The organism is Methanoregula sp. (genome assembly GCF_035543475.1).
Taxonomy (GTDB): Archaea; Halobacteriota; Methanomicrobia; order Methanomicrobiales; family Methanospirillaceae; genus Methanoregula.
The window spans coordinates 45,532-71,192 of the sequence record NZ_DATKKA010000024.1 but is presented as its reverse complement, the minus strand read 5'-3'; the positions used below and the strand labels follow the sequence as shown (position 1 = coordinate 71,192).

At 56.8% G+C, this 25,661-nt stretch carries 19 protein-coding genes; 7 read left to right on the top strand and 12 right to left on the bottom strand.

The window, feature by feature from the left end; translation table 11 throughout:
* Positions 1-33 precede the first annotated feature (33 nt).
* Positions 34-426 (top strand): response regulator transcription factor, encoded by a 393-nt coding sequence (locus VMS83_RS09380; protein WP_325412129.1) that lies wholly within the window; start codon positions 34-36, stop codon positions 424-426.
* 206 nt (positions 427-632) lie between these two features.
* A complete protein-coding gene (locus tag VMS83_RS09375; RefSeq protein ID WP_325412127.1) occupies positions 633-2,258 on the top strand; it encodes a hypothetical protein in 1,626 nt (541 codons plus the stop codon).
* Positions 2,259-2,390: 132 nt separating this feature from the next.
* Here VMS83_RS09375 and feoB read toward each other — a convergent pair whose 3' ends face one another.
* From feoB to VMS83_RS09360, 3 genes are all read right to left on the bottom strand, one after another.
* Entirely contained in the window at positions 2,391-4,382 is a 1,992-nt protein-coding gene (gene feoB / locus VMS83_RS09370) for a ferrous iron transport protein B (RefSeq protein ID WP_325412125.1), read from the bottom strand.
* Positions 4,379-5,104 (bottom strand): metal-dependent transcriptional regulator, encoded by a 726-nt coding sequence (locus VMS83_RS09365; protein ID WP_325412123.1) that lies wholly within the window; start codon positions 5,102-5,104, stop codon positions 4,379-4,381. The genes feoB and VMS83_RS09365 overlap by 4 nt, the downstream gene beginning before the upstream one ends.
* Positions 5,105-5,255: 151 nt before the next feature.
* Positions 5,256-6,962 (bottom strand): histidine kinase N-terminal 7TM domain-containing protein, encoded by a 1,707-nt coding sequence (locus VMS83_RS09360; protein WP_325412121.1) that lies wholly within the window; start codon positions 6,960-6,962, stop codon positions 5,256-5,258.
* A 247-nt stretch (positions 6,963-7,209) separates the two neighbouring features.
* Between VMS83_RS09360 and rbcL the strand changes: the two genes are divergently transcribed.
* Together rbcL and uvrB are read left to right on the top strand one after the other, a co-directional pair.
* A complete protein-coding gene (gene rbcL / locus VMS83_RS09355) occupies positions 7,210-8,502 on the top strand; it encodes a type III ribulose-bisphosphate carboxylase (RefSeq protein ID WP_325412119.1) in 1,293 nt (430 codons plus the stop codon).
* A gap of 63 nt (positions 8,503-8,565) precedes the next feature.
* The gene (uvrB, locus tag VMS83_RS09350; RefSeq protein ID WP_325412117.1) at positions 8,566-10,542 is read left to right on the top strand and encodes an excinuclease ABC subunit UvrB; all 1,977 of its coding nucleotides are present in this window, start codon (positions 8,566-8,568) and stop codon (positions 10,540-10,542) included.
* Positions 10,543-10,736: 194 nt separating this feature from the next.
* Here the strand turns inward: uvrB and VMS83_RS09345 are convergent, their stop codons facing one another.
* From VMS83_RS09345 to VMS83_RS09335, 3 genes are all read right to left on the bottom strand, one after another.
* A complete protein-coding gene (locus tag VMS83_RS09345; protein ID WP_325412115.1) occupies positions 10,737-12,086 on the bottom strand; it encodes a PAS domain S-box protein in 1,350 nt (449 codons plus the stop codon).
* 304 nt (positions 12,087-12,390) lie between these two features.
* On the bottom strand, positions 12,391-14,856 hold the full coding sequence (locus VMS83_RS09340; protein WP_325412113.1) for a DNA-directed DNA polymerase: 2,466 nt from the start codon (positions 14,854-14,856) through the stop codon (positions 12,391-12,393).
* Between the two features lie 3 nt (positions 14,857-14,859).
* On the bottom strand, positions 14,860-15,726 hold the full coding sequence (locus VMS83_RS09335) for a malate dehydrogenase (protein ID WP_325412111.1): 867 nt from the start codon (positions 15,724-15,726) through the stop codon (positions 14,860-14,862).
* Between the two features lie 117 nt (positions 15,727-15,843).
* Between VMS83_RS09335 and VMS83_RS09330 the strand changes: the two genes are divergently transcribed.
* Positions 15,844-16,731, top strand: coding sequence for a dihydroorotate dehydrogenase (locus VMS83_RS09330; RefSeq protein WP_325412109.1), 888 nt, complete (start codon positions 15,844-15,846; stop codon positions 16,729-16,731).
* Positions 16,724-17,488, top strand: a complete 765-nt coding sequence (locus VMS83_RS09325) for a dihydroorotate dehydrogenase electron transfer subunit (RefSeq protein WP_325412107.1) — start codon at positions 16,724-16,726, stop codon at positions 17,486-17,488. The genes VMS83_RS09330 and VMS83_RS09325 overlap by 8 nt, the downstream gene beginning before the upstream one ends.
* A 97-nt stretch (positions 17,489-17,585) precedes the next feature.
* On the opposite strand, the gene VMS83_RS09320 is transcribed toward VMS83_RS09325, so the two are convergent.
* The 6 genes from VMS83_RS09320 to VMS83_RS09295 form a co-directional block, all read right to left on the bottom strand.
* The gene (locus VMS83_RS09320) at positions 17,586-19,067 is read right to left on the bottom strand and encodes an ATP-binding protein (RefSeq protein ID WP_325412106.1); all 1,482 of its coding nucleotides are present in this window, start codon (positions 19,065-19,067) and stop codon (positions 17,586-17,588) included.
* Complete coding sequence (locus tag VMS83_RS09315; protein WP_325412105.1) at positions 19,064-19,921, bottom strand: PAS domain-containing protein; 858 nt, start codon at positions 19,919-19,921, stop codon at positions 19,064-19,066. Before VMS83_RS09315 ends, VMS83_RS09320 begins: the two co-directional genes overlap by 4 nt.
* Before the next feature lie 151 nt (positions 19,922-20,072).
* On the bottom strand, positions 20,073-20,690 hold the full coding sequence (gene mobA / locus VMS83_RS09310; protein ID WP_325412103.1) for a molybdenum cofactor guanylyltransferase: 618 nt from the start codon (positions 20,688-20,690) through the stop codon (positions 20,073-20,075).
* Complete coding sequence (locus tag VMS83_RS09305) at positions 20,687-21,616, bottom strand: ketopantoate reductase family protein (protein WP_325412101.1); 930 nt, start codon at positions 21,614-21,616, stop codon at positions 20,687-20,689. Before VMS83_RS09305 ends, mobA begins: the two co-directional genes overlap by 4 nt.
* 86 nt (positions 21,617-21,702) lie before the next feature.
* Positions 21,703-22,152: an MGMT family protein gene (locus VMS83_RS09300; protein ID WP_325412099.1), complete on the bottom strand. Its 450-nt coding sequence runs from the start codon at positions 22,150-22,152 to the stop codon at positions 21,703-21,705.
* Complete coding sequence (locus VMS83_RS09295) at positions 22,143-24,149, bottom strand: ATP-dependent DNA helicase (protein ID WP_325412097.1); 2,007 nt, start codon at positions 24,147-24,149, stop codon at positions 22,143-22,145. Before VMS83_RS09295 ends, VMS83_RS09300 begins: the two co-directional genes overlap by 10 nt.
* Positions 24,150-24,256: 107 nt before the next feature.
* Here VMS83_RS09295 and purB point away from each other — a divergent pair, with 107 nt between their 5' ends.
* Entirely contained in the window at positions 24,257-25,597 is a 1,341-nt protein-coding gene (purB, locus tag VMS83_RS09290) for an adenylosuccinate lyase (protein ID WP_325412095.1), read from the top strand.
* The last annotated feature ends 64 nt before the right edge of the window (positions 25,598-25,661 follow it).

Genomic DNA, 25,661 nt, shown 5'->3' with positions numbered 1-25,661 from the left:
TTATATATCCCAAATGTGCAATCTGCACACGGTATGACAAGAATTCTCATTGTCGACGATGATGCAGATATTCTTGAACTGTTGCGGCTTGAATTCGAGGACGATCCCGGCTGCAGTGCGGACTGTACCACGGATCCCTTCCATGCACTGGAGCTCGCAAAGAATACCCCCTATGATGCGGTGATTACGGACTGGAGAATGCCACTGATGAATGGCAGCGAGTTCGCCAGGGCATTGAGAGGGCAGGGGTGTACCTCCTATATTATTATCTACAGCGCGCTGGAACCGGGGCCTGAGATCCAGAATGTGCTCGAAACCGATGCGGATCAGTATATTTTCAGACGGGGAAATCCGGATCGGGAATTTGTCGAGTTAAAAGAGAGCGTCAGAAATACGAGAAAACGCGGTCATGCCGTTTCCAGATAAGATCCACGACCGCCTGCTCCACACCCGAAAAGAACTGACCAGGATTGGGATCCGTACCTGATTCCCTCATCTCCGGCGAGGGGAGCACTTCATCCAGAGCAGGCGGTCTGCCACCGGCTGCGGAAAAAACCTGAAACGACCGGAAGGTAACCGGCACACGATACCCGGGTACCTAAAAAGCATATCACCACAGACAGCGAAAATGTATGTCGGAAGTTCCCTGCATGGCTGGCCCGTACCTGAAAAGCGGCGAATCCATTGTCCTGACCACGGACCGGGTTCTTATCGACGATACAGAGTACGATCTGATCCTCACCACCCAGCGCCTGGCCCTGGTGGACAGCGGTCACACCAGTGACCAGCCTCAGGTTGTGCCGTTCGCCACCATTATTTCCGTCAAAGGGGGATCGACACCAGCGCGGGAGCCGGTCATCACCCTCACAATCACGGATCCCGCCGTTAGTGACGATACAAGAACCCTTGACCTGATCTTCTCCCAGCAGCCGTACCAGGATCGGTCGGCGGAATGCGATCTCTGGGTCAGGAAACTCATTGAGCATATTGTATCCGTCCGCCAGGAACCGGTGTCCGCCGGAAAACAACCCGCTGCAGGAACCAGCAGGGGTATGAACCCGAGCGTCCGCCGGTTTATTGCCCCCGACGTCCCCCTCCCCCATACGGAGGTTGCAGAGAACCGCAAGCCCTCGGAGGAACTGCTCCGGGCAATCCAGGGAACCGATTGGGAGAGCGGGAACACCGGTGTCGATGCGCAGACCGCAGAAGAGCCCGAGGTTCCCGAACCGACGGTAGTACCCACTCCTGAAGAAGAAAGACTCCCGCCCTCTCCGCCACCAGAACAGGGAGACAGCCTGGCGGCAGCAGATGCTGCATTACAGATCCCGGGGGTCATGGAGAGAGAGCCTGCTGCCACGGCGAATACCGGTGCCCTTCCCTCTGACGAACCGGCCCCGGACCGGGAAAACCTTCCTGCTGAAGAATTCGGGGAGCCGACGACCGTCCCGGCAACACCGTTTAAAGAGCTCGTGCCGGAAGAGTCCGGGACAGTCCGGGAAGTTCCGTCTATCCCTCCACCGGAAGAAACAAAGATCGGGCCGGCTATCGATCTGGAGGAGCTGTCCCGGCAGATTGAGCAGATCGTACCCCTTCGGCCAGAAGAGGCTGGCGGGCCAGGACCTGAAGCCGGGGAACCGGTCGGGATACCGGAAAGCGTGATATTCCCGGTGCTCACCGGAGAGGCCTCCGATACCGGACACCCTGCAACCACTCCGCCGATCCCCCCGGAACGCGGGGAGCCTGCCTCCGGTAAGCCCCCCCGAATGCCGAAAAGGAGACCGCCAGCAACGGTCGCAGCGATCGCGATCGTCCTCCTCGTAATCATCGGGGGGATAACGCTCGTCCTCCTCTTGCCCGCATGGGAAAACCAGGCCGGGTCTGAGTATTCGCCCGCAACTCCCGGGGTAACCCTCCAGCCGGTCACAACCGCCACCCCGATTACCATCCCCCCGGGGGGCGTATGGGTGAAGGTGTCCTATAACGGGACTTATTACGGGAAGTACGGGAACCCGGGAAGTCTCATCGAGGTCCGGGGGACCGGCGAGCAGGTCTACCCCGTCAAAAACAGTAATGATCTTGTCGAGGCTTCCTTCCGGAAACTGGATTATTCAGGGGATAACATGACAGTCGAGATCTATAACAACGGAGAGATGGTCAAACAGGCCTTCAAAACCAGTCCTGCAGGAGAGATCGATCTCCTGGTCAATTCCACTACCGGGAAACCGCCGTTTGTGCCGGTCACGACCACCGGGGCATAATGGAACCGGATACATCCGGTCACTCTTTTTAATGCACATTATAGAATCCTCGTGACATCGCAAAAGAGCTCGCGGTTGAAAAAAAATTCCCCCGTAGAGATACAGATGGCGGAAAAGGGTATGCGCCCTGCCTCAGCCCATCACCAGGCTGAGCAGGCGGAAGGCGATCCCGCCAATGCCAATCGCCATCACCACCTCGACAAGGGAGATCTCAAGCGACCGTTTCCAGCCAAACTCCGAGGCGAGGACGATAATGACCGAGAGGCAGGGGATGTAGAGCATCGATACGAGCGCTATGACGATGAGCTGGACGGGGGTGAGGAACAAGGCAAAGTTGGTGGTACCAAAAAGGACCGCAAGCGTGAGGATCGTCAGTTCCTTGCGCACGATGCCGAAGATCAGGGTGATGCCCACGACCACCGGCAGGCCGAGCCAGAGGACCGTGATGGGGGCAAGGAGGTTGTTGACGGGGGTGAGCAGGCCGACCGCGTAGAAGACCTGGATGAGGGCGCTCCCGACAATATAGGCAGGGAACACAAACCAGATGAGCGACTTGGTCCGGGCCCAGGTCTGTTTCAGGACAACGGACGCCGAGGGGACATGGTAGTCGGGCATCTCCATGATCAGGCCGACCGATTCACCCGGGACCACACGGTAGGCAATCCGCCCGACAAGAATGATCAGCAGGATATCGAAAGCATAGAGCCCCAGCGCCCACCAGATGCCGACAAAGTGGCCGACCAGGCCAAGGATAACCACGGTCCGGGCCGTGCAGGGGATGAGGGTGACGAGGAAGGCAGCAAGCAGCTTCTGCTTGGGCGACTCCATGATCCGGCAGGAAAAGCAGGCCGGGACATTGCAGCCATAGCCGAGGATAAGAGGGATAACGGCCTTCCCGTGCAGGCCGAGCTTGTGCATGCCCCGGTCGAGCATCACCGCGATGCGAGTGAGGTAGCCGGAATCTTCCATCACCGCAAGGAGGAGGTAGAAGGGCAGGACGTAAGGAATGACAAGGGTAATCCCGGCCACCAGGCCCGAGAAGGCGCCGTTCCAGAGAATACGCGCAAGCGATCCGGTGATAACCGGTTCGTAAGGCTGTATCTGGGAGAGAAGCGACTGGAGGAGATCGGAGATGCGGGCGCCTACCACAAATGTCCAGACCAGCAACCCTCCGATGACCAGAAAGACCGCAAGATACCCGAAAAAGGGGTGAAGTGCCACCTGGTCGAGCCGGTCGGTCAGGCTCTTTTTGGGAATGCCGTCCTCCGGGGCCTTTACCGTGATCACCTCGGCGACAATCCGGTCGGCGACATTGTACCGTTCGGCACTCATCACCACGCAGACAGATTCCCCGTGGATCGCCTCGATCTCGGCAGCAAGGGCATCCGCGGCGGAGACGATGCCCGGATCCTGCGCCTGGACGAGCTTCACGAGCGAGGGATCGCGTTCGAGAAGCTTGATCGCGGTGAAACGGACGGGATACGGAAGGGCAAGGGGTTCGATCCGGGGCACGAGCTTCCCGATCCGCTCCTCCACCTCCTTGCCGTATTTCAGCACGGGCGGGACGGGGCGGCGCTCTGCAAGGTCGAGGATGCCGGCAGTCAGGGTGTCGATACCTTTGCCCTTGATCGCAATGGTAGGGATGACCGGGACGCCAAGAAGGCGGGAGAGTTTTTCCGTGTCAACGCTGATCCCCTTCTTTTCGGCCAGGTCGATCTGGTTGACCGAGATGAGGAGCGGCGGGGCGAGTTCGAGGAGCTGGATGGTGAAAAAGAGGTTGCGTTCCAGCGCGGACGCATCGATCACGTTCACCACGGCATCGGGGTGTTCGAGCGCGATATAATCCCGCGAGACCAGTTCTTCCAGGGAGTACGTGGAAAAGGAGTAGATCCCCGGGAGGTCGATCACCCGTATCCGGTGGCCCTTGTACTGGAGGAGCCCTTCCGCTCGTTCTACCGTCTTTCCCGGCCAGTTCCCGATGATCTGGTCGACCCCGGTGAGCTGGTTGAAAGTCACGCTCTTGCCGACGTTTGCGTTGCCGGCCAGTGCGATCGTATATTCGGCGTCTTTGATCTTTTTGTCGTCGCCGGGGGGGCAGCCTTTGCAGCCACAGGACCCGCTCATGCCCGGTCCCCTTGCGTGGCATCGACAAAGATGTTCTCTGCGATCGCGTGATCGATCGCGAGTTTCGTCCGGCGCACAGAGACTTCGACCGGCCCGTTCAGGGGGGCTTTGCGCGTAACCGAGACAGCAGTCCCGAGCGTCAGACCGAGATCGGAAAGCCGCTGGACAACCCGGCAGTCACCCCGGATAAACGCGATGGTTCCCTTCTGATGGGGTTCGAGGTCAGTGACCGGGATGATGGCGGCTGACCGGATCTCTTCCGGGAAGGGGAGACCGGAACCGGTGACGGCATCACACTCGCTGCAGCTCCCTACTCCCTTGGCACAGGGCAAAATGGGGCTCCCGTGGGGGCAGCGTGCCGGCGCATTGAGCATCCGGCAGAGCGCGTTCTCGGTATCCTCCGAGATTGTATGTTCCATCCGGCACGCTTCGTCGTGCACCTTTGCCCGGTTGATGTGGAGGACATCGGCAAGAAAGACCTCCAGGAGGCGGTGGCGGCGCTTGATCGTTTCGGCGATCTTCTTTCCTTCGCCGGTCAGGCTCGCGCCCCGGTATGGTTCGTAGTTTACGAGGTTCTTCTCCGCAAGACTCTGGAGTGCCTCGGTCACACTCGCCGGTGCAACCTTGAGACACTTTGCTATCGCCGTGGTCTTGGCAGCGCCATCCGTGCCGGCGATATCATAGATTGCTTCGAGATATTCCTCTACCTGCTCCTGTGCCATCTGGAGAATAATTAGGACGCCCTAAATAAAAACAGTTTCGGTCTACCTAAAGAAATGACCGGTTTTCCTGTGCCCCGGGGTTCCTGACGATCACGACTATGCATTCACCCTGCACCCGCAGGAGCGAAAAAGACCAGAACCGGCGGGCAGATTACCTGTATTCCCTGCCGGAAAACCGGAAATGACCTGCAGGTACCGTGATCTCGAACCGGGCACCCCCGCCCGGAAGCCCGTCCTCACGGATGGCAAGACCGGTAGTATTGAGGATCTCGCGGGAGAGAAAGAGCCCGAGGCCGGTATGCCTGCCATATCCACGGGAAAAGAGCCGGCCCTTTTCAGATTCTGCGATACCTGTACCGTTATCCTCACAGGTAACCACAAGGGAGTCCCCGGCCCGCCGGTGCGAGAAACGGACAAAATCCAGGTGGTCACCGCCATGCCGGACAGCATTCTCCAGGAGGTTGATGAACACCTTGATGAGCAGGGGATCGGCGTACACCTCGACACCGGTGCAGTCCTCGGTTACGCGGATAGTACCGATATCAACCTGGCTTTTCGCATGTGCAAGGCAGGCCGAAAGATCCTGCCATACCGGCGATTTTACCCCCATCTCCTGGTAATCGCGGGTAAAGGCGATCTCATCCTGGATCATCCGCGCAATTTCATCGATCCGCTGGAGGTAGACGGCGTTCATCTCCGGGTTGTTCTGGTTCTTCATCAGGTCAAGGTAGACCATGAGCCCGGTAACCTTATTCATCATATCATGCCGGGTAACGCTCGAGAGGAGGTTGAGTTTCTTATGGGCTGATGCAAGTGCGTCGAGTGCAAGCCGCCGGTCGGTGATGTCACTCAGGATAAAAAGATGGCCGGTGGGGTCCTGGCCTGCCACGCTGAAATGCTGGTAGACAACATCGTAATAGCGGGCAGTACCGTTCCGGGGAATCATGACCTCGCCATAGGTATCCGCACCATGGCCGGTGCCTTCAGTAAACCGGGACAACTGCGGAAAACAGGAAGTAAGCGACCGCCCGATAGCGTCTTCGGGAGAACCGGTGATCTGCCGTGCGGCCGGGTTGAGGTCAACGATACGGTCCCGGGTATCGGCGACGATGATCCCATCGCTTACCGCAGAAAAGACCTGGGGATATGCCACCGGCAGGGTCAGGAAGAGCTGGTACCGGAAGAGACCCATGGCAATGATGACCCCGACCATAGTAAACGTGAAGGGCGTAAGATCCAGGCCGGGGACCGGGTCAATGGAAGCAAGGTAGAGAAGGTTGACCAGGACCGGAATACATGCGGCGATCCCCAGGATCAGGATCTGCCAGCGGTAGATCTTCGGAGCCCCGGAATAGCGTGAGGCAAGAAGAATCAGCGAGATCAAAAGCAGCAGGTACGCATAGGCAGCATGCAGCCAGAAGAGCGGGCCCCGGAAAAAGACCCAGAGCACCGAACCACCGATTGTCCGGGGGATCACCGCAGAATAAAAAAGATGGTGCAGGGAATTAGTGGCAACCAGGACAACGATCATCACCGGTACGATGAGAAGGAGAGCCACGTTCCTGCCCGTAACATACTGCATCCTGCCGGTATAGTACAGGACCACCAGCAGCCAGGCCACCGGTACGATAACAATCCCGAGGTACTCGACCACGGTCAGCAGCAGATTGGTCAGGAGATCGGAAAAGATCAGCTGGACTGCATACGCAGCAGTCCAGAGCGTGACGGCAGCCATCAGGATGGCAAACGGCCATGCAACCGGGCTTGTCCGGTTCCGGACGCCTATATAGGCAAGAAGGCCGGTGATTACGGCAGAAAAGAACAGGGGGAGGAAAAAAGGAGAGTATTGAAAGATCATCTGGTCATCTCTCAGATAAAATATTCAGTGGAAATATAGGCAATCCGGAGATATAGAGCATTTCTATATGAAACTGACATAATGCAGGGTACCCCTACGCACAGGGATACCGGCAACACGCATCCGGGGAACAGGCGGGATTTCCATGCGCTTACTCTTGGACTGGCCGGAAAACCGGGAGACGGTCCCCTCAGGGCGATCTGAAGATTTTTGAATCAGGCATGCATTGGTAGGTACTGGAATTACTATGGCAATTGACTGGTACAACGAGTTTGTCGATACGAAGTATGAACCGGCCAAAGACGATCTGGTCTGCCTCTTTTATTTCGAACCGGCTGCCGGGATCACCGGTGAGGAGGCCGCAGGAAGGATCGCCTCCGAGAGCTCGACCGGCACGTGGACAACCCTGTTTACCATGCCCCCACGGATGAAGAAACTGGAGGCCAGGGCATTCGAATTCGACAGGAATTTCGTGAAGGTCGCCTACCCGCTCGCGCTGTGGGAGGAAGGAAACGCGGTCCAGCTCATGAGCGGGATCGCCGGGAATATCTTCGGGATGAAGGCACTCAAAAACCTGCGTCTCATCGACGCTTCGCTCCCCGCTGCATATCTTAAGGGCTTTAAAGGGCCGCACTTTGGCATGGACGGGATAAGAAAGATGATGAAGGTCACCGGCCGGCCGTTGACAGGAGCCGTGCCCAAGCCGAAGATCGGGTTTTCGGCAAAAGAGCATGCTGAGGTCGGGTACGAGACCTGGATGGGCGGCTTTGATTTTGTCAAGGACGATGAGAACCTCACCTCGACCTCCTTCAACCGGTTCGATGACCGGGTCAGATTTATGGCAAAACTGAGGGACAAGGCAGAAAAGGAAACCGGCGAGAGAAAATCGGCATTCCTCAACATCACCGCCGATGTAGAGACCATGAAGAAACGCGCCGACCTGCTCGTCGAATATGGCTGGAACTATGCGATGATCGATGTGGTAGTGGCCGGAACTTCCAGCGTCATGACCATGCGGGACTACTGTTCCGATCTCGGCCTTGCGATCCATGCCCACCGTGCGTTCCATTCCGCATTCGACCGGAACAAAAAGCACGGTATGACCATGTATTTCCTTGCGAAGCTCATGCGCCTGATCGGCGTCTCCCAGATCCATACCGGGACAGCGGTGGGCAAACTGACCGGCACAAAGACCGAGTCGATCCTCCTTGCAGACCTGCTGCGCAAGAAGAAAATCGCGGAGGTCCCCCGCCAGTGCCTTGCACAGGACTGGGGCAGTATCAAGACCGCATTCCCGGTCTCATCGGGGGGGCTGCACCCGGGCCTCGTCCCCGATGTCCTTGATATCTATGGCACGGACCTCGTCCTGCTCGTCTCCGGCGGCATCCACGGGCACCCGAAAGGGACCCGGGCCGGGGCGCGGGCAACCATGCAGGCGATTGAGGCCTGGCAGGAAGGACTCTCCCTTGATGAAAAAGCAAAAACCGCACGGGAACTGCACGAAGCGCTGAAGAAATGGGGATACTACAAGCCGAAGTAATGGCATCACATTCATGCCCCATTCCCATTCCTTTTAATATCCCGGTAAAAACACTTAAGCACCGTGACAGGATTCCAGCTCGTCTCTTCCTTTCCACCCGCCGGCTCACAACCGGAGGCAATATCTAAGCTCAACGACGGCCTTGCCGACAATGCCCGTTTCCAGACGCTCCTTGGCGTGACCGGGTCCGGCAAGACGTTTACGATGGCAAACGTGATCGCTGCCTCGGACAAACCCACCCTTGTTATCGCCCACAATAAAACTCTCGCCGCCCAGCTCTACCAGGAGTTCTGCGATTTTTTCCCGCACAACCGGGTTGAATACTTTGTCTCGTACTATGATTACTACCAGCCCGAGTCCTACATCCCGGCAAAAGACCAGTACATCGAGAAAGACTCGTCCATCAACCCCAAGATCGAGATGCTCCGGCTCTCCGCCACTGCATCGCTCTCGCACCGGCGCGATGTGATCGTCGTCGCCTCGGTCTCCTGCATCTTCGGCCTGGGGAACCCGGAAAACTTCCGGAACCTCGGTTTTGACCTCTCTGTCGGCCAGAAGATCTCAAGGAGCGAGATCATGAGCCGCCTCCTGGACATCCAGTTCGAAAGGAACGATATCGATCTTGCACCGGGACGGTTCCGGGTCAAGGGCGATACCATCGATGTTATGCCCGGGTACTTCAACGATATCATCCGGATCGAGCTCTTCGGTGAGGAGATCGAGCGTATCCGCGAGGTGGACAAGAATACCGGTGCAAAAAAAGATGAGATGAAATATTTCTACGTCTACCCGGCCCGCCATTTCGTCACTCCCGAGAGCGCCCAGAAAGCCGCAATCGCTTCGATACAGGAAGAGCTTGACGAAGTCCTCCCCACGCTGGGGCTGATCGAAGCACACCGGCTCCGGCAGCGGACAAACTTCGACCTCGAGATGATCCGCGAGACCGGATCCTGCAAGGGCATCGAGAATTATTCCCGGCATTTCGATGGCAGGAAAGCCGGTGAGAAACCGTACTGCCTGCTGGATTACTTCCCGGACGATTTCCTGTTGATCATCGACGAGAGCCACCAGACGATCCCGCAGCTGCATGGCATGTACAATGGAGACCGCTCCCGCAAGGAGACGCTCGTGAATTATGGATTCCGCCTCCCTTCCGCACTCGATAACCGACCCCTGAAGTTCTTCGAGTTCGAGCAGTACATGCGCCGGACGATCTTTGTCTCGGCCACTCCCGGCCCTTACGAGCTGAAGCATTCCACGCAGGTGGTCGAACAGATCATCCGCCCGACCGGTCTTATCGATCCGGCGGTCGAAGTCCGGCCCACCGAAGGGCAGACGCTTGACGTGATCGGGGAAGTGAAAAAGACCGTGGCACGGGGCGACCGGGTGCTTGTTACCACGCTCACCAAAAAACTTGCCGAAGAGCTCTCCGAGTACCTTGCCGACCGGGGGATCCGCACCCGCTATCTCCATTCGGAGATCCAGACCCTGGAGCGCACCGAGATCATTCGCGAGCTGCGACTCGGCAAATTCGATGTGCTGGTCGGGATCAACCTCCTGCGGGAAGGCCTGGATATCCCCGAGGTGGGTTTTATCGGTATCCTCGATGCTGACAAGGAGGGATTCCTCCGCGATGCCCGCAGCCTGATCCAGATCATCGGCAGGGCGGCAAGGAATATACACGCAAAGGTTGTCCTGTACGCGGACACCATGACAGACTCGATGAAAGCTGCAATCTCCGAGACGCAGCGCCGGCGGGAGATGCAGATCGCATACAACCGGAAGCACCATATCGTCCCGCAGACGATCATAAAACCGGTCAAGGAAAAAGAGGTGGAGATCAAGGATACAAAGCATGTGCCCAGGGCAGAGATACCCAATGTAGTGATCGAGCTGGAGATGCAGATGCGGGATGCAGCGGACAGCCTGGACTTCGAACGGGCGATCGCGCTCCGTGAACAGGTGAAAAAACTCACTGAACGCCTGAAGATGGGGGGAAAACACCCGGACCGGGAACGGACTGCAGATCAGGACGTATAAGCGCTGCCGTTCCGCCAGGCGGCCCTGAACGGGACAGTCCCGGATCTGCCCGGTGATCGTTTTTCAGCAGCAGCAAAAAACGCCGCCCGTGACAGGCAGCCCCTCTGCAGACCGGCACCTTACAAAATTCCTGAATAACCGGAAAAATCAGCGATGATATTCATATCCGGTACCAACGATACAGCGCACCGCTGCTACCGTACCACTCCACCCTGAGCGCCACCGGATTCACTCGCGTCCTGGGCTCCCACCATGTAATACCGCTTGATGAACTCCCGCACTTTTTCTGATTCTATCCAGCCCATGTCGAGCTGGGTTACGATCCGGTCTATCTCACGGGCCTGCAGGATGATCTTATCAGTCACATCACCGGGAGCAAGGCTGGAGAGGCCCACGATCACGGCAAGCGGGTTCCTGATATGGTCACCGAGGATGGCAAACTGCTCAATATTCTTCTCGATCTGTTCAAGTGCCTTCCTCTTGACGGATTCCATCTGTTTGCGGTCAGAGATATCGATAAACGAGGCCATGAAACATACCGGCTGGCCGGTATCGTTTTTCACGAGGTTGATCCAGAGCATGACATAGAACGGCGTCTGGTCTGCCTTGTACAACAGGATCTCACCAAGCCAGCTCCCTCTCCGGGAAAGGGCATCTTTTATCGATTCTATCCCCTGCGGGAAGGCCACATATTTCCAGAATGGTGTACCCGATAACTCGTGCCCTTCCGGGAACCCCATCATGGACACCAGTGAATGATTCACATAGGTGATCGAAAAATCAAGGTCCATGATGGAGATCGCGTTGAGAGAGGATCGTATTGCATGGTCTTTTATAATGAGTTCCTCTTCCGCCTGTTTCCTTGCCGTGATATCAACGATGGTGCAGACAAACTGATCGTCGGGCAGCATCCCTGCAGAGAGCAGGACCCATCGGGTGGCACCGGCCTTGGTCACGAACCGGGTCTCCAGGTTTTCCACATTCCCCTGCGTGGAAAGGCGCTGGAAAAACCGGTCCCGGTCGGACTCATCCTCCCATACCCGGTAAAAGAGGAGGGATTCCATCGAGGATGGCTCATATCCCAGCATTTCAGCAAAGCGAAGATTGACTTCTTTTATGACACGATCCGAGCTGTTGACCAGACCGATACCCGCTTCGGAGTGGTTGAAGATCCCCCGGTATTTTACTTCGTTCCTGCGCATATGGATAGCCAGGCTGGAGACAACCGCGGCAACGCCTATCACTACGAGGCAGGTAACAAAGGAGGCAGTCAGCTCGGCTATGGCCCCTCCGGTCACAAAGGCCACAACGCCGATAAATAAGGCGGAGATCCCGATCGCATAGGAAATACCCCAGCGGGGGTACCAGTATGCCGCAAGGACAATGGGGATATAGAGAAGATTGGCAGCGACGGCAGCGGTGCCGTATTTGAATGCAAGAATATTGATAAAGATGGCAAGGATGGTCGTGGCAACGATGATGAAAAGCCAGAGATCCACAAAGCTTTCTTCGCGTTCTCCAACGTGGGATGGTTGTCCGGTCATCAGTTCACTTCGGTATGGATACAGTAAAGAGGCAGGAAAAGCACCGGTGAATGCCCTCCTCACCTGTTCTTCGTCTATGTTTCCTCATTACACAAATGGGTATTAATAATTATTGGTTCGTCAACCGGCAAAGACCAGTAATTGAGGCGCCATTCGGGCTGGCTCTCCATAAATTGCTGTGTTTTCAGGTATTTCCCACAATAAAAGGAGATACAGGATATTGCTGGAGTTCAGATAGCCGGTTATGACAGACTATGACAGGCCATGTCCACCCCGGTGCCGGATTTCCCCAGGACTGAACAGGTTACCCGAATCCCCACTGGGCAAGGGTAGTGTGGGAAGGATCGACGTCTTTCCAGGCCCACCCCAGAGCCTCGATGATCCGTGATATCGGCTGCTCAATCGTTTTCTCAAGCATCAGTTCCCAGTCGGGGATGAACTCTTTTGGCACCTGATCGGCATATTCAAAACAGAGGACATCTGTTTTGGGGTATTTCCCGGTCACGGTCTTGAGATAGATGCGCTTGGGCTTGCTGCCCTTGCCAAACTCCGTATGCAGGTACTGGTTGGCATACCGGGCACCCCTGACCTGCGCATCATCGGTCTCGTAATCATCGAGGGACTTGCCAATCCCGCCGGGAATCCCGACCTCATCGAGGGAGAACTTACCGGCGCGGTATTTTGTTATAATGCCCCCGAGATATGCTTTGATCTCTGCATAGTCCGTGCCGGCAAGGATCATCTCCATCACCTTCGACTGGACGGTCTTGGTGATCTGCGGCGTATCGCTGCGGCGAATCTCGAAACCCACGATATCGATCTGGTCGGCATCCTTGCCTTCCTTCCAGACCAGTTGGCCGGCGTACCGCTTCTTCTTTCCCGCCTGGAAAAACCGGGCATAGATCTTCTCGAACTTGATCGAGAAGTAGTGGGTATCGGCATTCAGTTCGCGGCGGGCAAAGTCCTGGTAGCTCGCATTGAGCTTTTTTTCCAGTCCCCGTGCCGTCTCAATGGTCTTTTCCCGGTCAAGAGGCGGGATCTGCACCATGCAGGAGTCCGTATCCCCGTAGATGACCGTGTACCCCTCCTGTTCGATGACCCGCCGCGTATGCTCGATGATCGCCCGGCCGACAGAGGTGACCGCGGCCCCGATCTCCCGGTCGAAGAGCCGGAACCGTGTGTAGCCCGAGACACCATAGTAAGTGTTCATGATTACCTTGAGTACATTCTGCTGCATATCGTAGAGGAGGTACTGGGGCGAACCGTACGGAAACGTATTGCGGAGGTTCTTCTTTGCATCACGTTCCTTTAACAGGTCAGAGAGGATACTGCGTGTCAGCCCGTCAGGCTGTTTCCTGAACCGGATCCCGTTGGGGGCGGTCAGTTCACCCAGGGGATCTTTTGTCTCGGGCGAGGCATTGATTGTCATCATCGCCATCGGGTAGAGGGACTTGAGATCCAGCACCACCACATTTTCCCGCACGCCCTTACTGGGCTCAAAGACCGTGGCCCCTTCAAACTCCTCGGCATTCGCAAAGCCTTTCGAAGGCAGGATATATTTCCCATGGGCCCTGCGCAGGATATAGACATCAATCACGCTCGATGAGTTCAGGGTCTTGTCAAGAGGACAGCCGACGTAACGTGCGATCTCCCGGTAAAAGCCGACGATCGAATCCTTCCGGTCGATCGCGACACAGAGCTCAACATCCTTGTAGTTATACTCGACCAGGAGTGCCGGCTGTTTCTTCCAGAGATCGGAGATCGTGCCGGTATACCGCACCTTGCGTTCACCGATCTCTTCCTCCGCAACGGCATCGAGACGATAGGACTCTTTGAGGGTCGAATGCATCTTCTTGTAACCGGTAAGGAGATCGAAAAGCGCTCTGCCACGAAGCGCGTTTCTCTCGGTCATGCCGGGGAGACGGGCGAGCATGACGGGCGAGAGCCCCAGTTTCTCCATCCTGCCCGTGATATAGGGCATATCGAAATCGACAAAGTTCCAGCCCGTAAGGATGTCGGGATCCCGCTCGGCAATGTATCCCCCGAATGCCCGGAGCATGGACACTTCATCCGCATAGGTGCAGATCGTATGGGTGCCCTTCCGGAAGCAGCCGTTCTTTAAACCCCCGTCCTCAACTCTGGCGGTGATCTCGGCCGGCATCGCGGTCCCCGCGTACAGGAAGGTCGTATAATCGTTATCGAACGAATCATAGCAGGTGATGCAGATAATTGCATCCCTCTGGGGATCCGGAAATCCCCTCTCGTCCTCGCATTCGATATCGATCACACAGACACGGGCCGGTGCATCGGATTCTGCGGGAGCAAGAGCCTGGTACTCCACGGTGGCTGAAGGTGCGGTGACAGCGCCGGTCAACCCGCAGTCGATCATAAATCGTGTTGCAAACGGGATGTCTGCCTCAAAATGCCGGTAGCGCTCCCGTACCTCGCGAACATCCCCCGGGCGGACCGTGTAGAGCCGTTTCAGTTTTTCGCCCCGTATCGACCGGTACAGCGTATCCGGTTCCACCGTGACCTGCGGGGCATGAGACTGTCCGACCTGCTCCTCGGGGACGTAGAAGTACGGCAGGAACCCGGTAACATCGATCCGGTGGGCTGTTCCCCCGGAATCCCTCCCGAAGACGTGGATGATTGGCCCATCGGGTGTATTGCTGTACTCCACCTGGTTTATTGCGATCGTAAGGGGACCGGCCTCTTCACCCGTATGAGGGACCGTCAGTGTTTCTGATGACCTCATGACCTGTGTCGGCATACGCTAGGCCACTCCCGACTGGCAGAGGGTCCGGACAAATTCCCCGGCCTGCATCATCCCCGCAGTTTCCCATTCATCGAGGTTCCAGGTGACGATCTCCCGGATACCTTCCCTTCTGATCCGGACAGGGACCCCCAGCGAACATCCTGAGAGATTGTACTCACCGTCCAGCACCGCAGAACAGGGAACGGTGTCCCGGGTGCCCGATAAAAGCATCCGTACAAGAGAGACGATATGGAATGCCGGGCCGTAGACGGTCCCGCCTTTTCCCTGTATCACTTCCATGCTTGCACCTTGGAGATCCCTGAGGATTTCCAAACGCAGGTTTTTCTCAACAGGTTGTGCAAGCCGGGAAAAAACCGGCACCTGGTGCTCCCCATGTTCTCCGAGAACAGTTGCAGGACCCTCCATCCTTCTCCGGCGAAGGGCAAGCGCGAAACGGGCACTGTCGAGCTGGCCGCCAAAACCGATGCACCGTTCCCGGGGAAGACCGGAAAAACGGTGCAGGAGGTAGTTATTGACATCCATGGGGTTGGTGACGGTAATGAGGAGGCCGGAAAAACCTTCAAGGAACCGGCCGCATTTCCTCGCGACGGGGAGGTTTGCCGCGAGAAGATCTGCACGGGCCCGGATCTCCGGCGAACGGGGGATCCCCGCAGCAAAGATGCAGATATCGGCCTCCTTTATGGCACGGGTATCGGTGGAGATCGTGACCGGGAGCCCGGTATGGCGGATATCAAGTACCTGGGCCGAAAGAAAAGCCTTGTTCAGATCATACAGGACGAGTTCGTCCGCAAGCCCCAGAACGGCGGCAAGAGAGGCGACCTCTCCCCCGATCCTCCCGACGCCCATCACCGCGAGCTTCGTCATGATCTTTGTCCTGTATTAGGTATGGACATCCTGAATTTAAGTGACTGCCTACCGCAGAACCAGGAGAATCTTAAAAAAAGATGTCTTTTATAAGACATCACGTCCATCTTGTGATGGATGGTCGTTCTCAGGACAGGCCCGGTGACGGTCGGCGGTGTGAGCCTCGACAACCACCTCCTTCTTGCTGCCGGGGTTCTCGGCACCACCGGCGCATCACTTTCGCGGATGCTTGCCACGGGTGCCGGTGGCGTGGTAACAAAATCGATCGGGCCCGCACCAAAGGACGGACACGCCGGTCCCTGTGTTGCCCTGCTCGATTGCGGTATCCTGAATGCCATGGGACTCCCCAACCCGTCACGCGAATTTACCGGTGAGCTTGAGACACTCAAAAACAGGCCGGTGATTGTCAGCATTTTTGGCGGAAATCCAGAGGAATTTGCCGAGGTTGCCGGCTGGTTTAAGGGCCTTGCGGCGGGGATCGAAATGAACCTCTCCTGCCCCCATGCAGAAGGGTACGGGGCAGCGATCGGGGTTGATCCTGTCCTTGTGGAAAAATGCACACGGGCGGCGAGTGCGCTCGGGATGCCCACGTGGGTGAAGCTGACCCCGAACGTGACCGACATCACGGCGATAGGAAAAGCGGCAGAACGAGGGGGGGCCACTGCAATTGTTGCCATTAACACGGTAAAAGCGATGCGCATCTCAACCGGCCTCAGGCGGCCGGTACTCGGTAACCGGTACGGCGGACTTTCCGGCGATGCAATCTTTCCGGTAGCGGTCCGGTGCGTCTATGAGCTGTACGAGGCATGTTCTCTTCCCATCATCGGGTGCGGAGGGGTGTCAACAGCCGACAATGTGATCGAGATGATGATGGCAGGTGCACAGGCAGTCGAGATTGGCAGCGCGGTACAGCGGGACATCCACATCTTCGAGTCCATAAAACGTGATCTGTATGCAAAGAAAGGCGCTGATCCCAAGGAGATCGTGGGGTGTGCCCATGGATGACCAGCTACCGGTGCCGGTCACCGTGACCGAGATCCATACCGAGACTCCTTCTGTCAGAACATTTTCCTTTGACCGCAGTTTTTCCTTTGAACCCGGCCAGTTCGTGATGGTATGGATCCCGGGCATCGATGAGATCCCCATGGCCCTCTCTTCGGCAAACAGTATCACCGTCCAGAAAGCCGGTGATGCAACCGGTGCGATGTTTGAGATTGAGGCAGGGGCATCGCTGGGGATCCGGGGGCCGTTCGGGAACGGGTTTACCCGGGGCGAGAAGATGCTTGCCATTGCCGGAGGTGTCGGAGCGGCCCCTCTCCTGCCTCTTGCCCGGTCTGACTGCGTGATGACCATGCTCCTTGGCGCACGGACCGAGAAAGAGCTGCTTTTCGTTGACCAGCTCGATGAGAGCACGGATGTCATTATCGCCACTGATGACGGGTCGCTGGGACAGCACGGATTTGTAACCGATCTCATGAAGGACATCGGCCTTGCCGCGTACGACAGGATTGCTGTATGCGGGCCGGAACCAATGATGCGGGCTGTGTTCTCCCTGGTTGACGGCCAGGGACTGGCAGCAAAGGCCGAGTTCTCGCTGCACCGGTACATGAAATGCGGTGTGGGGATCTGCGGTTCCTGCTGCATTGACCCGGATGGCCTGAGGGTCTGCCGGGACGGCCCGGTCTTTTCCGGCGAATTCCTCAAAAAAAGCGAGTTCGGGCATTATTGCCGGGACGCAAGCGGCAGAAAGAAAAATATCTGATTCGATGCCCGGTGGCACGTACAAAACATATTTTTATCGTTCGCCAGCAGAGCCCATGTCCTGACGATTGCCACCCGGGCTGGGCACGGCTCCCGCTTTACTGCCAGAGATCGTTCTTGCGGGAGTGGGAGGGAAACCGATAGCTCCCTTTCGGGACGTGGATCTCAAACCGGGCCCCTTTTCCGGGGGTGCCGGTCTCTTTGATGGAGAGGCCGGTGATACTGAGGATCTCAACGATCAAAAACAGCCCGTATCCCGTGTTGCGGAAATATTCGCGCCTGAAGATCCGTTCTTTTGAATCTTCGGGGATACCAACGCCATTATCCTCACAACAGAGGACAAGGCCGCTGTCCGTTTCATACATAGAGAACCGGATAAGGGTCACATGACCACCGTGGATCAGCGCGTTCTCGATCAGGTTGACAAATACTTTGGGGAATCCTGCATCGGCAAAAATTTCCAGATCGCTGACCTGCTGGTCGATCAGTACCTCTTTCTGTTCGACACCGGCCACTGCCTCCCCAATGACTGCACTGATATTGTGCCACCGGGGTTCGCCCGAGCCGATATTCTGGTAATCGCGGGTAAACCGGATCTGCTTCTGGATCATGTCGGTGACATCCCCGATCTTGTCAAGATAGCCGGCCACAACGGGATCCGTCTCCGTCTCCCGGATAAGGGAGAGGTACATCACGATTGCGGTGATCTGGTTGAGGATATCGTGACGGGTGATACCGGAGAGGGTGTTGATCTTGTGGTTGGCGAGGCGGATGGCGTTCTCGAACCGCTTGCGTTCCTCGATCTCGGCCGAGAGTTCCTTGTTCACGCGCAGGAGTTCCTCGGTCCGCTCGTTCACCCGCCGCTCGAGATCGTCCCGTGCCCGTTCGATCACCTGTTCAGCCAGTTTACGGGCAGTGATATCCACTGCAGAGCAGATCACAATATTGCCCGGGGTGACCGAAGCGGAGAGAAGGACCTGCCGGACCGTGCCGTCACGTGCGGTAAAGAGCAGCTCAAGGTCCCCGGACTCCCATGCGGTCTTTACCTGCCGGATAAACCGTTCGCGGTTTCCTTCGTCGGTGATGATGCGCGACAAGTCAGCACCGACAAGCTCGGGGCGGCTGTACCGGAGCATCTGCGCGCATTTCATGTTCAGTTCAGTGATGCGGAGGGTGGTTAAATCGAAGGTAAAGATACCCGCCTGCGAATTCTCGAAGATCCCCCGGTATTTCCGTTCTTCCTCACGTAATCCTTCCGCAAACGAAGAGGTTACCACACCGATGGTGACAAAGACGACAAACCACGCAGTGGAGATGGCAACATCCTGCGGGTTGAACCCGCTGTAGAAGTAGACCAGCAGGATATAGACCGTGCTGATGCCAAGAGAGAAATACACCCCCTTGCTCGGGTAGAGATAGACGAAGAGGATGATGGGAAGGAAGTAGATGAAGGGGAACGCCTCGTAAATACCGAGGGAGAGGGAATAGATTGTCGAGGTCAGCGTGATCAGGAGGGCAATGACAATCGTGATCGTCCAGAATATCTGATGTCGTTTTTCCGGAGTGAGGTGAGCGATCATGGCTCTTCCTCCTCATCCCGTTTAGGAGTGTCTTCAATCGGCCCGGACAGGAGGGTCTGTTCGAGGCGGCGGCGCTCCAGGATCTCGGTCCGCAGCTCGTCGTTTATCCGTTCGAGATGGGCAGTACGTTCCCGGACCTGGCGTTCCAGATCCTCCAGAGTCTGGCGAATCTCTTCATCGGCCACCCGTGCATCGGTCATATTGACCACCGAGCAGAGCACCATCTCCTTTGTCACATAGAGCGGGGAAACCACCACCCGGATAACCCCCCCGTTTTTCCCGCGGAAGAGTGCATCGAACGCAACACCGGTATTCCCTGCCTTTACCTCATTCATGAAGCGGTGGTGGGCGGCGGTGTCTGTCCAGACGGTACTGACAGGAGCCCCTTTGAGGTCAGTGCGGGAATACAACAGCCATTGTGCACATTTCTGGTTGACCTCGCGTATCTTCCAGCTGCCGGGATCGAAACAGAAGATCCCTTCAAGGGTATTCTCCATGATATGCCGGATCCGGGACTTTTCTTCGAGGATCCCGTTTGCATAGGAAGACGCAACCACGGCAAGGGTGATAAAGATGGCAAACCAGGCCGTGGAAATGGCGATAAGAGCCGGGTTGAACCCCCCGAGGAGATAGACCAGTCCGATGTAAACGATGCTGATGCCGAGGGTAAAAAGGACTGCCCTTTTGGGAGAGAAATAGACGACACAGATAATGGGAAGGATATAGAGGAAGGGGAAAACGACGGAGATCCCATGCATGAGGGAGAAGACAGTACCGAGAATCGCAACAACTGATGCAAATGCTATGATAAAGAGACGAAGGACAACCTCCCTCTCCAGCGTCTGCGATCCCATGTTTTTACATTCTCCCGACGCGCAGGACCGGGCAGGTCCTGCCACGGCATCCCTTATCTTACAGTTGATTTTAATGCATATAAGTTAGAGGGAGATACTCTGTTTCGTGAATGGAAAATGGAAGGCCGCAGGAGACTGCCTTTGCCCGGGTTCACGGGGACGGTTCCCCCGGCTCTTTTCCGGAACAGAGGTTGATACGATCCAGTTCTTCCAGCTTGTTGATGTTGGTAAAGGTCATTAGGCCGGGATCAATGACCCGCAATTCATTTACCGGCACATACCGGGTGTTGAGGGTCTGGATCATGGTCCGCAGTGAAAGGGAGGTGTGACTTTCAAGGTAGGCAAGGAGGGCGGTCCTCCGATAGACCGCGTGGAGTGGTTCGACCATCTGCTCGTTCCACCGGGGTATCGCTGCGTCGTATGCACCGACCGCGTTAAAGAGATATGAGACCACTTCGGGATCAATGCAGGGCATATCGCAGGCAGATACAAAGACCAGATCACCCCGGGCCGCAAGTGATCCGGCATGAAGCCCCCCGATGGGACCAAGACCCTGCCGTATATCACTGATACAGGTGACGCTTTGCAGTGTCAGAAAGCGGGCACACTGGGCAGGGCTGCGGGCAACGATGATGATCTCATCGACAACCCCGGACAACGAATCGATAAGGCGCTCGATGAACGTTTTGCCTTCGTAAGTAAAGAAATATTTTTCCTGGCCGTTCGCCCTCCTGGCCTCACCCCCGGCAAGTACCACCGCAGATCTCATGGATGTGCTCCTTTGGAGGCGAGTGCCTCCCGGAATTTTACCAGATCGCTGATGCAGGCATTCACCGGAGTGGGGATACCATGCGCAGCCCCTTTTGCCACAACGGCGCCATTCAGGAAATCGATCTCTGTGCGACGGCCCCGGGAGAGGTCCTGAAGCATGGATGAGTGATGTTGAGCCGTTGCCGGGAGCTGGACATCGTGGAGGTACTGCAGATATTCGTCCGCTGTTGCCCAGGGAAGACGGATACCTTCTGCATGGATAACAGCAAATCCCTCGCTCACAATCCGGGTGATAATCCTCCAGGCCGCGGGCCGGGCGAGTTCCCCGTATGGCACCCCCATGACTGCACCAAGCGGGTTTAAAGCACAGTTATAGAGGGTCTTCCCCCAGAGTTCGGAGCGGATCTCCGATGTTCCCTCAACACGAATCCCTGCCTGTGCCATAAGAGAGACGAGCCTGCGTACCGGTTCGTCAAACCCTTCGGGGAACCTGCCCAGTTTTGCCGGCCCGGCCTCGACAGAGACGTGAACCTTGTTGTCGGCCCGCCATTCGAAACCGGTGATTATCATACCGCCGATAACCCGGTCTGTGTAGCGGGCGATGATCTCCTCGTTTCCGATCCCGTTCTGGAGGCTGACCGTTTCTGTGTCCCGGATGATGGCAGCATATTCCCGGCAAAGGGATTCAGTATCCTGAGATTTGGCGGTGATGATGATGTAGTCATACCGGGCATCCCGTGGAACGCAGTCAGAGATGCTGAACCGGAAGGTTTCCGTCCCCCAGATGCCGGAAAGGGAAAAGCCGGCGGCACGAACAGAATCGGCATTCTTTTTCCGGGAGACTGCATGGACCTCGCAGGCCGTCGAAAGTTTTGCCGCAACCGATAAACCTACCGCCCCTGCACCCAGAACGAGTATTTTCATGCTCTATCCTTTCAATTCCTATTTTATTTTCCCCGGGGGGCAATTAGATATTCCGAACAGGTATCGCTGGCAGGAGGATCACCCGTTCACTTGCCTTTTCTGCTTTTTGCCTTCTTTTCGAGCGCCAGAAGCTGTTCCTTGATCTCCAGTGCCGGTGTAAAACCGCCAATCCCGCTGGCGGCTACAACCCGGTGGCAGGGCACAACCAGCGGGGTAGGATTATGGGCCATAGCGCGCCCCACGGCCCGGGGTGAGGTCCCCACCTGTTGCGCAATCTCCCCATACGTTGCGGTACTGCCATACGGGATCTTCCGGACAGCACTGTAGATGCGGGAGGAAACCAAATCCCCTTCACAGGCAACAGTATCTAATCCCGACAGATCCACGGGATGGCCGCCACAGTATTCCTGGATCATGGCCGGAACCGGGCCGGGGATCCCGGTTGATGCGAACCGGACGCGGTAGATCCTGTTATTGCTCCACCAGACATGGACATACCACAGCCCCAGCCTGCACGAGCCCCCCGTTATTTCCATTGTCCGATCATCTCGCGGAATTTTTTGACATCGCATTCGATCATCTCATCACGAATCCATACCGGGAGCGTCGAATGAACCCGTTTTTCGAGGAAGCGGCGTTCAGCAAAGACAAGGACGCCCCGATCCTCGGGAGTGCGCAGCACCCGGCCGAGTGCCTGGAGTGCCCGGTTGATCGCGGGGAGCGTATAACAGAGAAATTCGCCCTCATCACCGTACTTGTGCCGGAAATACTCGATGATCATCTTTCTTACCCGGGTAAAGGGTGCCAGTGGCAGGCCCACCACCATTGCCCCGGAGAGCATCTCTCCCCGGTAATCGAGGCCCTCGCTCCATTTCCCCCCGCAAACCGCAAACATGATCCCGGAATCTCCCTGTGCGGGAAGCGAGAGGAATTCATTGAGTGCGGCACCAGCACCTGCGGCGTCCCGCGGTTCGATGTACACCTTTCTCCTGCTGATATGCGATGCGGCAAGATCCGCATAGGTTTCCAGGATCTGATAGCTGGGAAAATAAATGGCCCGGTTCTTTTTGAGCGCCGAAAAGGCGGTGATATAATGAACAATCTTCTCGGTGTTCTCCCTGCTCTGACGAAGGGAGTAGGCTGTTGTGATATCGGTGGCGCAGCAGATGAGCCGGTTCTCCTTGGGAAATGAATTGGGAAGTGCGAGAGTGGCTACCGGAGCATCGTTGAAATAGAGTTTCCGGAAACTATCGACGGGTGAGAGTGTCCCGGAGATCAGGATGCAGCAGGCATGCGTTGAACAGATCTCTGTGAGGGGGGCAGAGGGATCGATATTCCTGACCTCAAGGATAATACCCTCCTCTGTTTTTTTATAAACCGTGAGATAGGCAGGGTTATGTGCGGATTCTGACAGCCGGTACATAAATGCGGTCAGGCGTTCGATCGCGGTCTCGCGGAATTCACCGGATTTCTGGTTCTTCTCTTTTATAGTCCCGGCAAGCCCCATGAGCTCGTCAACAATATCGCCCATATCCTTCCAGAGAGAACCCCTGACAATCGCCCGGTCAAAAATCCCGGGATCAAACCAGTCCTCGGGTTCTACAGAGTTTGCAAGTCCCGCCATAAACTCTGAAAGGCGGGGAAGGACATGCTGAACTGCCTCCGCTCCCTTATGCAGGCGCCGCATTCCCGACAGCTCACGGGTGGCCTGCTCCAGGTCTTTCTGGGCAAGGGCTACGCTTTCGACGGACTGGATCACATCCCCGCAGTTATGTGCTTCGTCGACGAGAAGCATCACATCCTGCTCTTCAACGTTAAGGTTTGCGTACAGCTGACTCCGGATCTCGCGGTTGAAAAGATGGTGATAGTTCAGGATCACGACATCTGCATTCTTTGCAGCCTGTAACGTAAGTTCGTACGGACAGACCTCTCCTGCAAAACCGCCGAGCTCCTGTGGACGGACCGGTTCGGCGAGCACGCGTTCCGCTTTGGACCGGACCGCGGTGGAGGGGACCATTTTGACACCACCGCTTTCTCCGGGAACAAACTGCCGGCTTGCAATAAAGAAGGGACAGAGAAGGGGGTGGTCACGGTCCATTCTCCGTATCTGCTGAACGATAAACGGATCCTTGATGGGGATCAGCGCCCCGCGCTCGGCCCGCTCGCGCATGAGGGCGGAAGAGAAGGTCTTCACTCCCTCGCAGCGCCGGTACACATCGCCCTCCCCCCCAAGGGGACAGATACTCTTTTTCCCGACGAGGTAGACGGTCTTGATCTCGGGTCGTTTCTTCCTGATGAGCGCGAGCTCACGGACAAATGTGGAGAGTTGGCTGACCGTGCGGACAGCAATGAGGATCTTCCGGCCCCTGCGTTCAGAGAGGAGTGAGGCAACCACACTCGATTTTCCGCTGCCGGTCGGTGCATCAATCATCCCGATTCCGCCGTCCCGGGCGACGGTTGCAGCAAACTCAAGCATCTGCCGCTGGTGAGGACGGTACTCGCTGTACGGGAAGAATGCATCGAACGTATCCATTCATCCTACCTGTTTGCGCGGGAAGATATTATGGGCGTCGGATAGGGATACTGACATTCAGCCCGGTAGGCTCAACCCTAATATTCCCGTAAGACACATCTGTTCTCATGGCAGTCCACCCCATCGAATACCGATACGGCACAGCGGAGATGCGGGCCGTCTGGAGCGAGGAAAACCGGTTTGCCTGCGTGGTTGCGGTTGAAGCAGCGCTCGCACAGGCAGAGGCGACACAGGGTATAATTCCCGCAGATGCGGCAGCGGAAATCGCAAAGAACGCATCACGGGTATCCCTTTCCCGAGCAAAGGAGATCGAAGAAGAGATCAACCACGATATGATGGCGATCGTAAAAGCGATCTCTGAGGTCTGCGGTGAATCGGGTCGGTGGGTACACTACGGAGCTACGTCAAACGATATTCTCGATACAGCAACCGGACTCCAGCTGTCACAGGCAATGGACCTTATCGATGCAAAACTGCGCAGGCTGCTTGGGGTACTTGTGCACAGGGCTGAGGAGACCATCACCCTCGTTGCCGTAGGACGGACGCACGGACAACAGGGCGTACCCACAACCTACGGCCTCCGGTTTGCCATCTGGGCAAGTGAGGTTGGAAGGCACATCGAACGTCTCGAACAGCTCCGTCCCCGGGTGGCAGTCGGGCAGATGACCGGTGCAGTGGGAACTCAGGCTGCACTCGGGCCCAAGGGCATGGAGGTTCAGGCAGCAATGATGGAGATCCTGCACCTCTCATCGGTGGACGTCTCAAACCAGGTGATCTCCCGGGACCGGTACGCGGAATACTTCATGTTCCTTGCCGGGGTTGCAACTACGCTGGACAAGATCGGTACCGAGATCCGCTCGCTCCAGCGGACCGAGATCGGCGAGGTGGAGGAGGCGTTCGGTGCCAAACAGGTGGGCTCCTCGACCATGCCGCATAAACGCAACCCCATCAAATCCGAACAGGTCTGCGGTCTCGCCCGCATCGTAAGGGCCTCAGTTGAACCTGCACTTCTCAACAATACCCTCTGGGATGAGCGGGACCTTACTAACTCTTCCTGCGAACGCGTTCTTTTTCCCGAAGCATCCATCCTTACCGATCACTGCCTCCGTCTCATGACCGTGGTGCTCGACAAGCTGGAGATCAACCGTGCGGCAATCCGGCGGAACCTCGGGTTCCTCCACGGCATCAATATGGCGGAATCGGTCATGATCGAACTTACCCGGCGCGGGATGAACCGGCAGGACGCCCATGAGCGGATCCGGCTTGCAAGCATGCAGGCACTTGCAGAAAACCGCCCGCTTGCAGACGTGCTGAGTGAGGATGGTGAAGTGGTACGGTATTGTTCACGGAAGGATCTTGCAGATCTCCTTGCACCGGATGCCTACATCGGCACCTCGGTAGCCCAGGTCAACCGGGTCATTGGAAAACTCAAGCCCCTGATACAATGAGCCACTCCTGCGGAGCAGTATACCGACAGTACCAGATATCAGATAAAGACACAAAAACCACCGC

Coding starts and splice junctions, on each gene's coding strand:
- feoB (WP_325412125.1), bottom strand. CDS start 4,382: ATGAGCGGGTCCTGTGGCTGCAAAGGCTGCCCCCCCGGCGACGACAAA.
- purB (WP_325412095.1), top strand. CDS start 24,257: ATGGCAGTCCACCCCATCGAATACCGATACGGCACAGCGGAGATGCGG.
- VMS83_RS09380 (WP_325412129.1), top strand. CDS start 34: ATGACAAGAATTCTCATTGTCGACGATGATGCAGATATTCTTGAACTG.
- VMS83_RS09300 (WP_325412099.1), bottom strand. CDS start 22,152: ATGGAAATAACGGGGGGCTCGTGCAGGCTGGGGCTGTGGTATGTCCAT.
- mobA (WP_325412103.1), bottom strand. CDS start 20,690: ATGAGATCTGCGGTGGTACTTGCCGGGGGTGAGGCCAGGAGGGCGAAC.
- VMS83_RS09330 (WP_325412109.1), top strand. CDS start 15,844: ATGGTCGTTCTCAGGACAGGCCCGGTGACGGTCGGCGGTGTGAGCCTC.
- VMS83_RS09375 (WP_325412127.1), top strand. CDS start 633: ATGTCGGAAGTTCCCTGCATGGCTGGCCCGTACCTGAAAAGCGGCGAA.
- rbcL (WP_325412119.1), top strand. CDS start 7,210: ATGGCAATTGACTGGTACAACGAGTTTGTCGATACGAAGTATGAACCG.
- VMS83_RS09340 (WP_325412113.1), bottom strand. CDS start 14,856: ATGCCGACACAGGTCATGAGGTCATCAGAAACACTGACGGTCCCTCAT.
- VMS83_RS09305 (WP_325412101.1), bottom strand. CDS start 21,616: ATGAAAATACTCGTTCTGGGTGCAGGGGCGGTAGGTTTATCGGTTGCG.
- VMS83_RS09335 (WP_325412111.1), bottom strand. CDS start 15,726: ATGACGAAGCTCGCGGTGATGGGCGTCGGGAGGATCGGGGGAGAGGTC.
- VMS83_RS09345 (WP_325412115.1), bottom strand. CDS start 12,086: ATGACCGGACAACCATCCCACGTTGGAGAACGCGAAGAAAGCTTTGTG.
- VMS83_RS09365 (WP_325412123.1), bottom strand. CDS start 5,104: ATGGCACAGGAGCAGGTAGAGGAATATCTCGAAGCAATCTATGATATC.
- VMS83_RS09360 (WP_325412121.1), bottom strand. CDS start 6,962: ATGATCTTTCAATACTCTCCTTTTTTCCTCCCCCTGTTCTTTTCTGCC.
- VMS83_RS09325 (WP_325412107.1), top strand. CDS start 16,724: ATGGATGACCAGCTACCGGTGCCGGTCACCGTGACCGAGATCCATACC.
- VMS83_RS09320 (WP_325412106.1), bottom strand. CDS start 19,067: ATGATCGCTCACCTCACTCCGGAAAAACGACATCAGATATTCTGGACG.
- VMS83_RS09295 (WP_325412097.1), bottom strand. CDS start 24,149: ATGGATACGTTCGATGCATTCTTCCCGTACAGCGAGTACCGTCCTCAC.
- VMS83_RS09315 (WP_325412105.1), bottom strand. CDS start 19,921: ATGGGATCGCAGACGCTGGAGAGGGAGGTTGTCCTTCGTCTCTTTATC.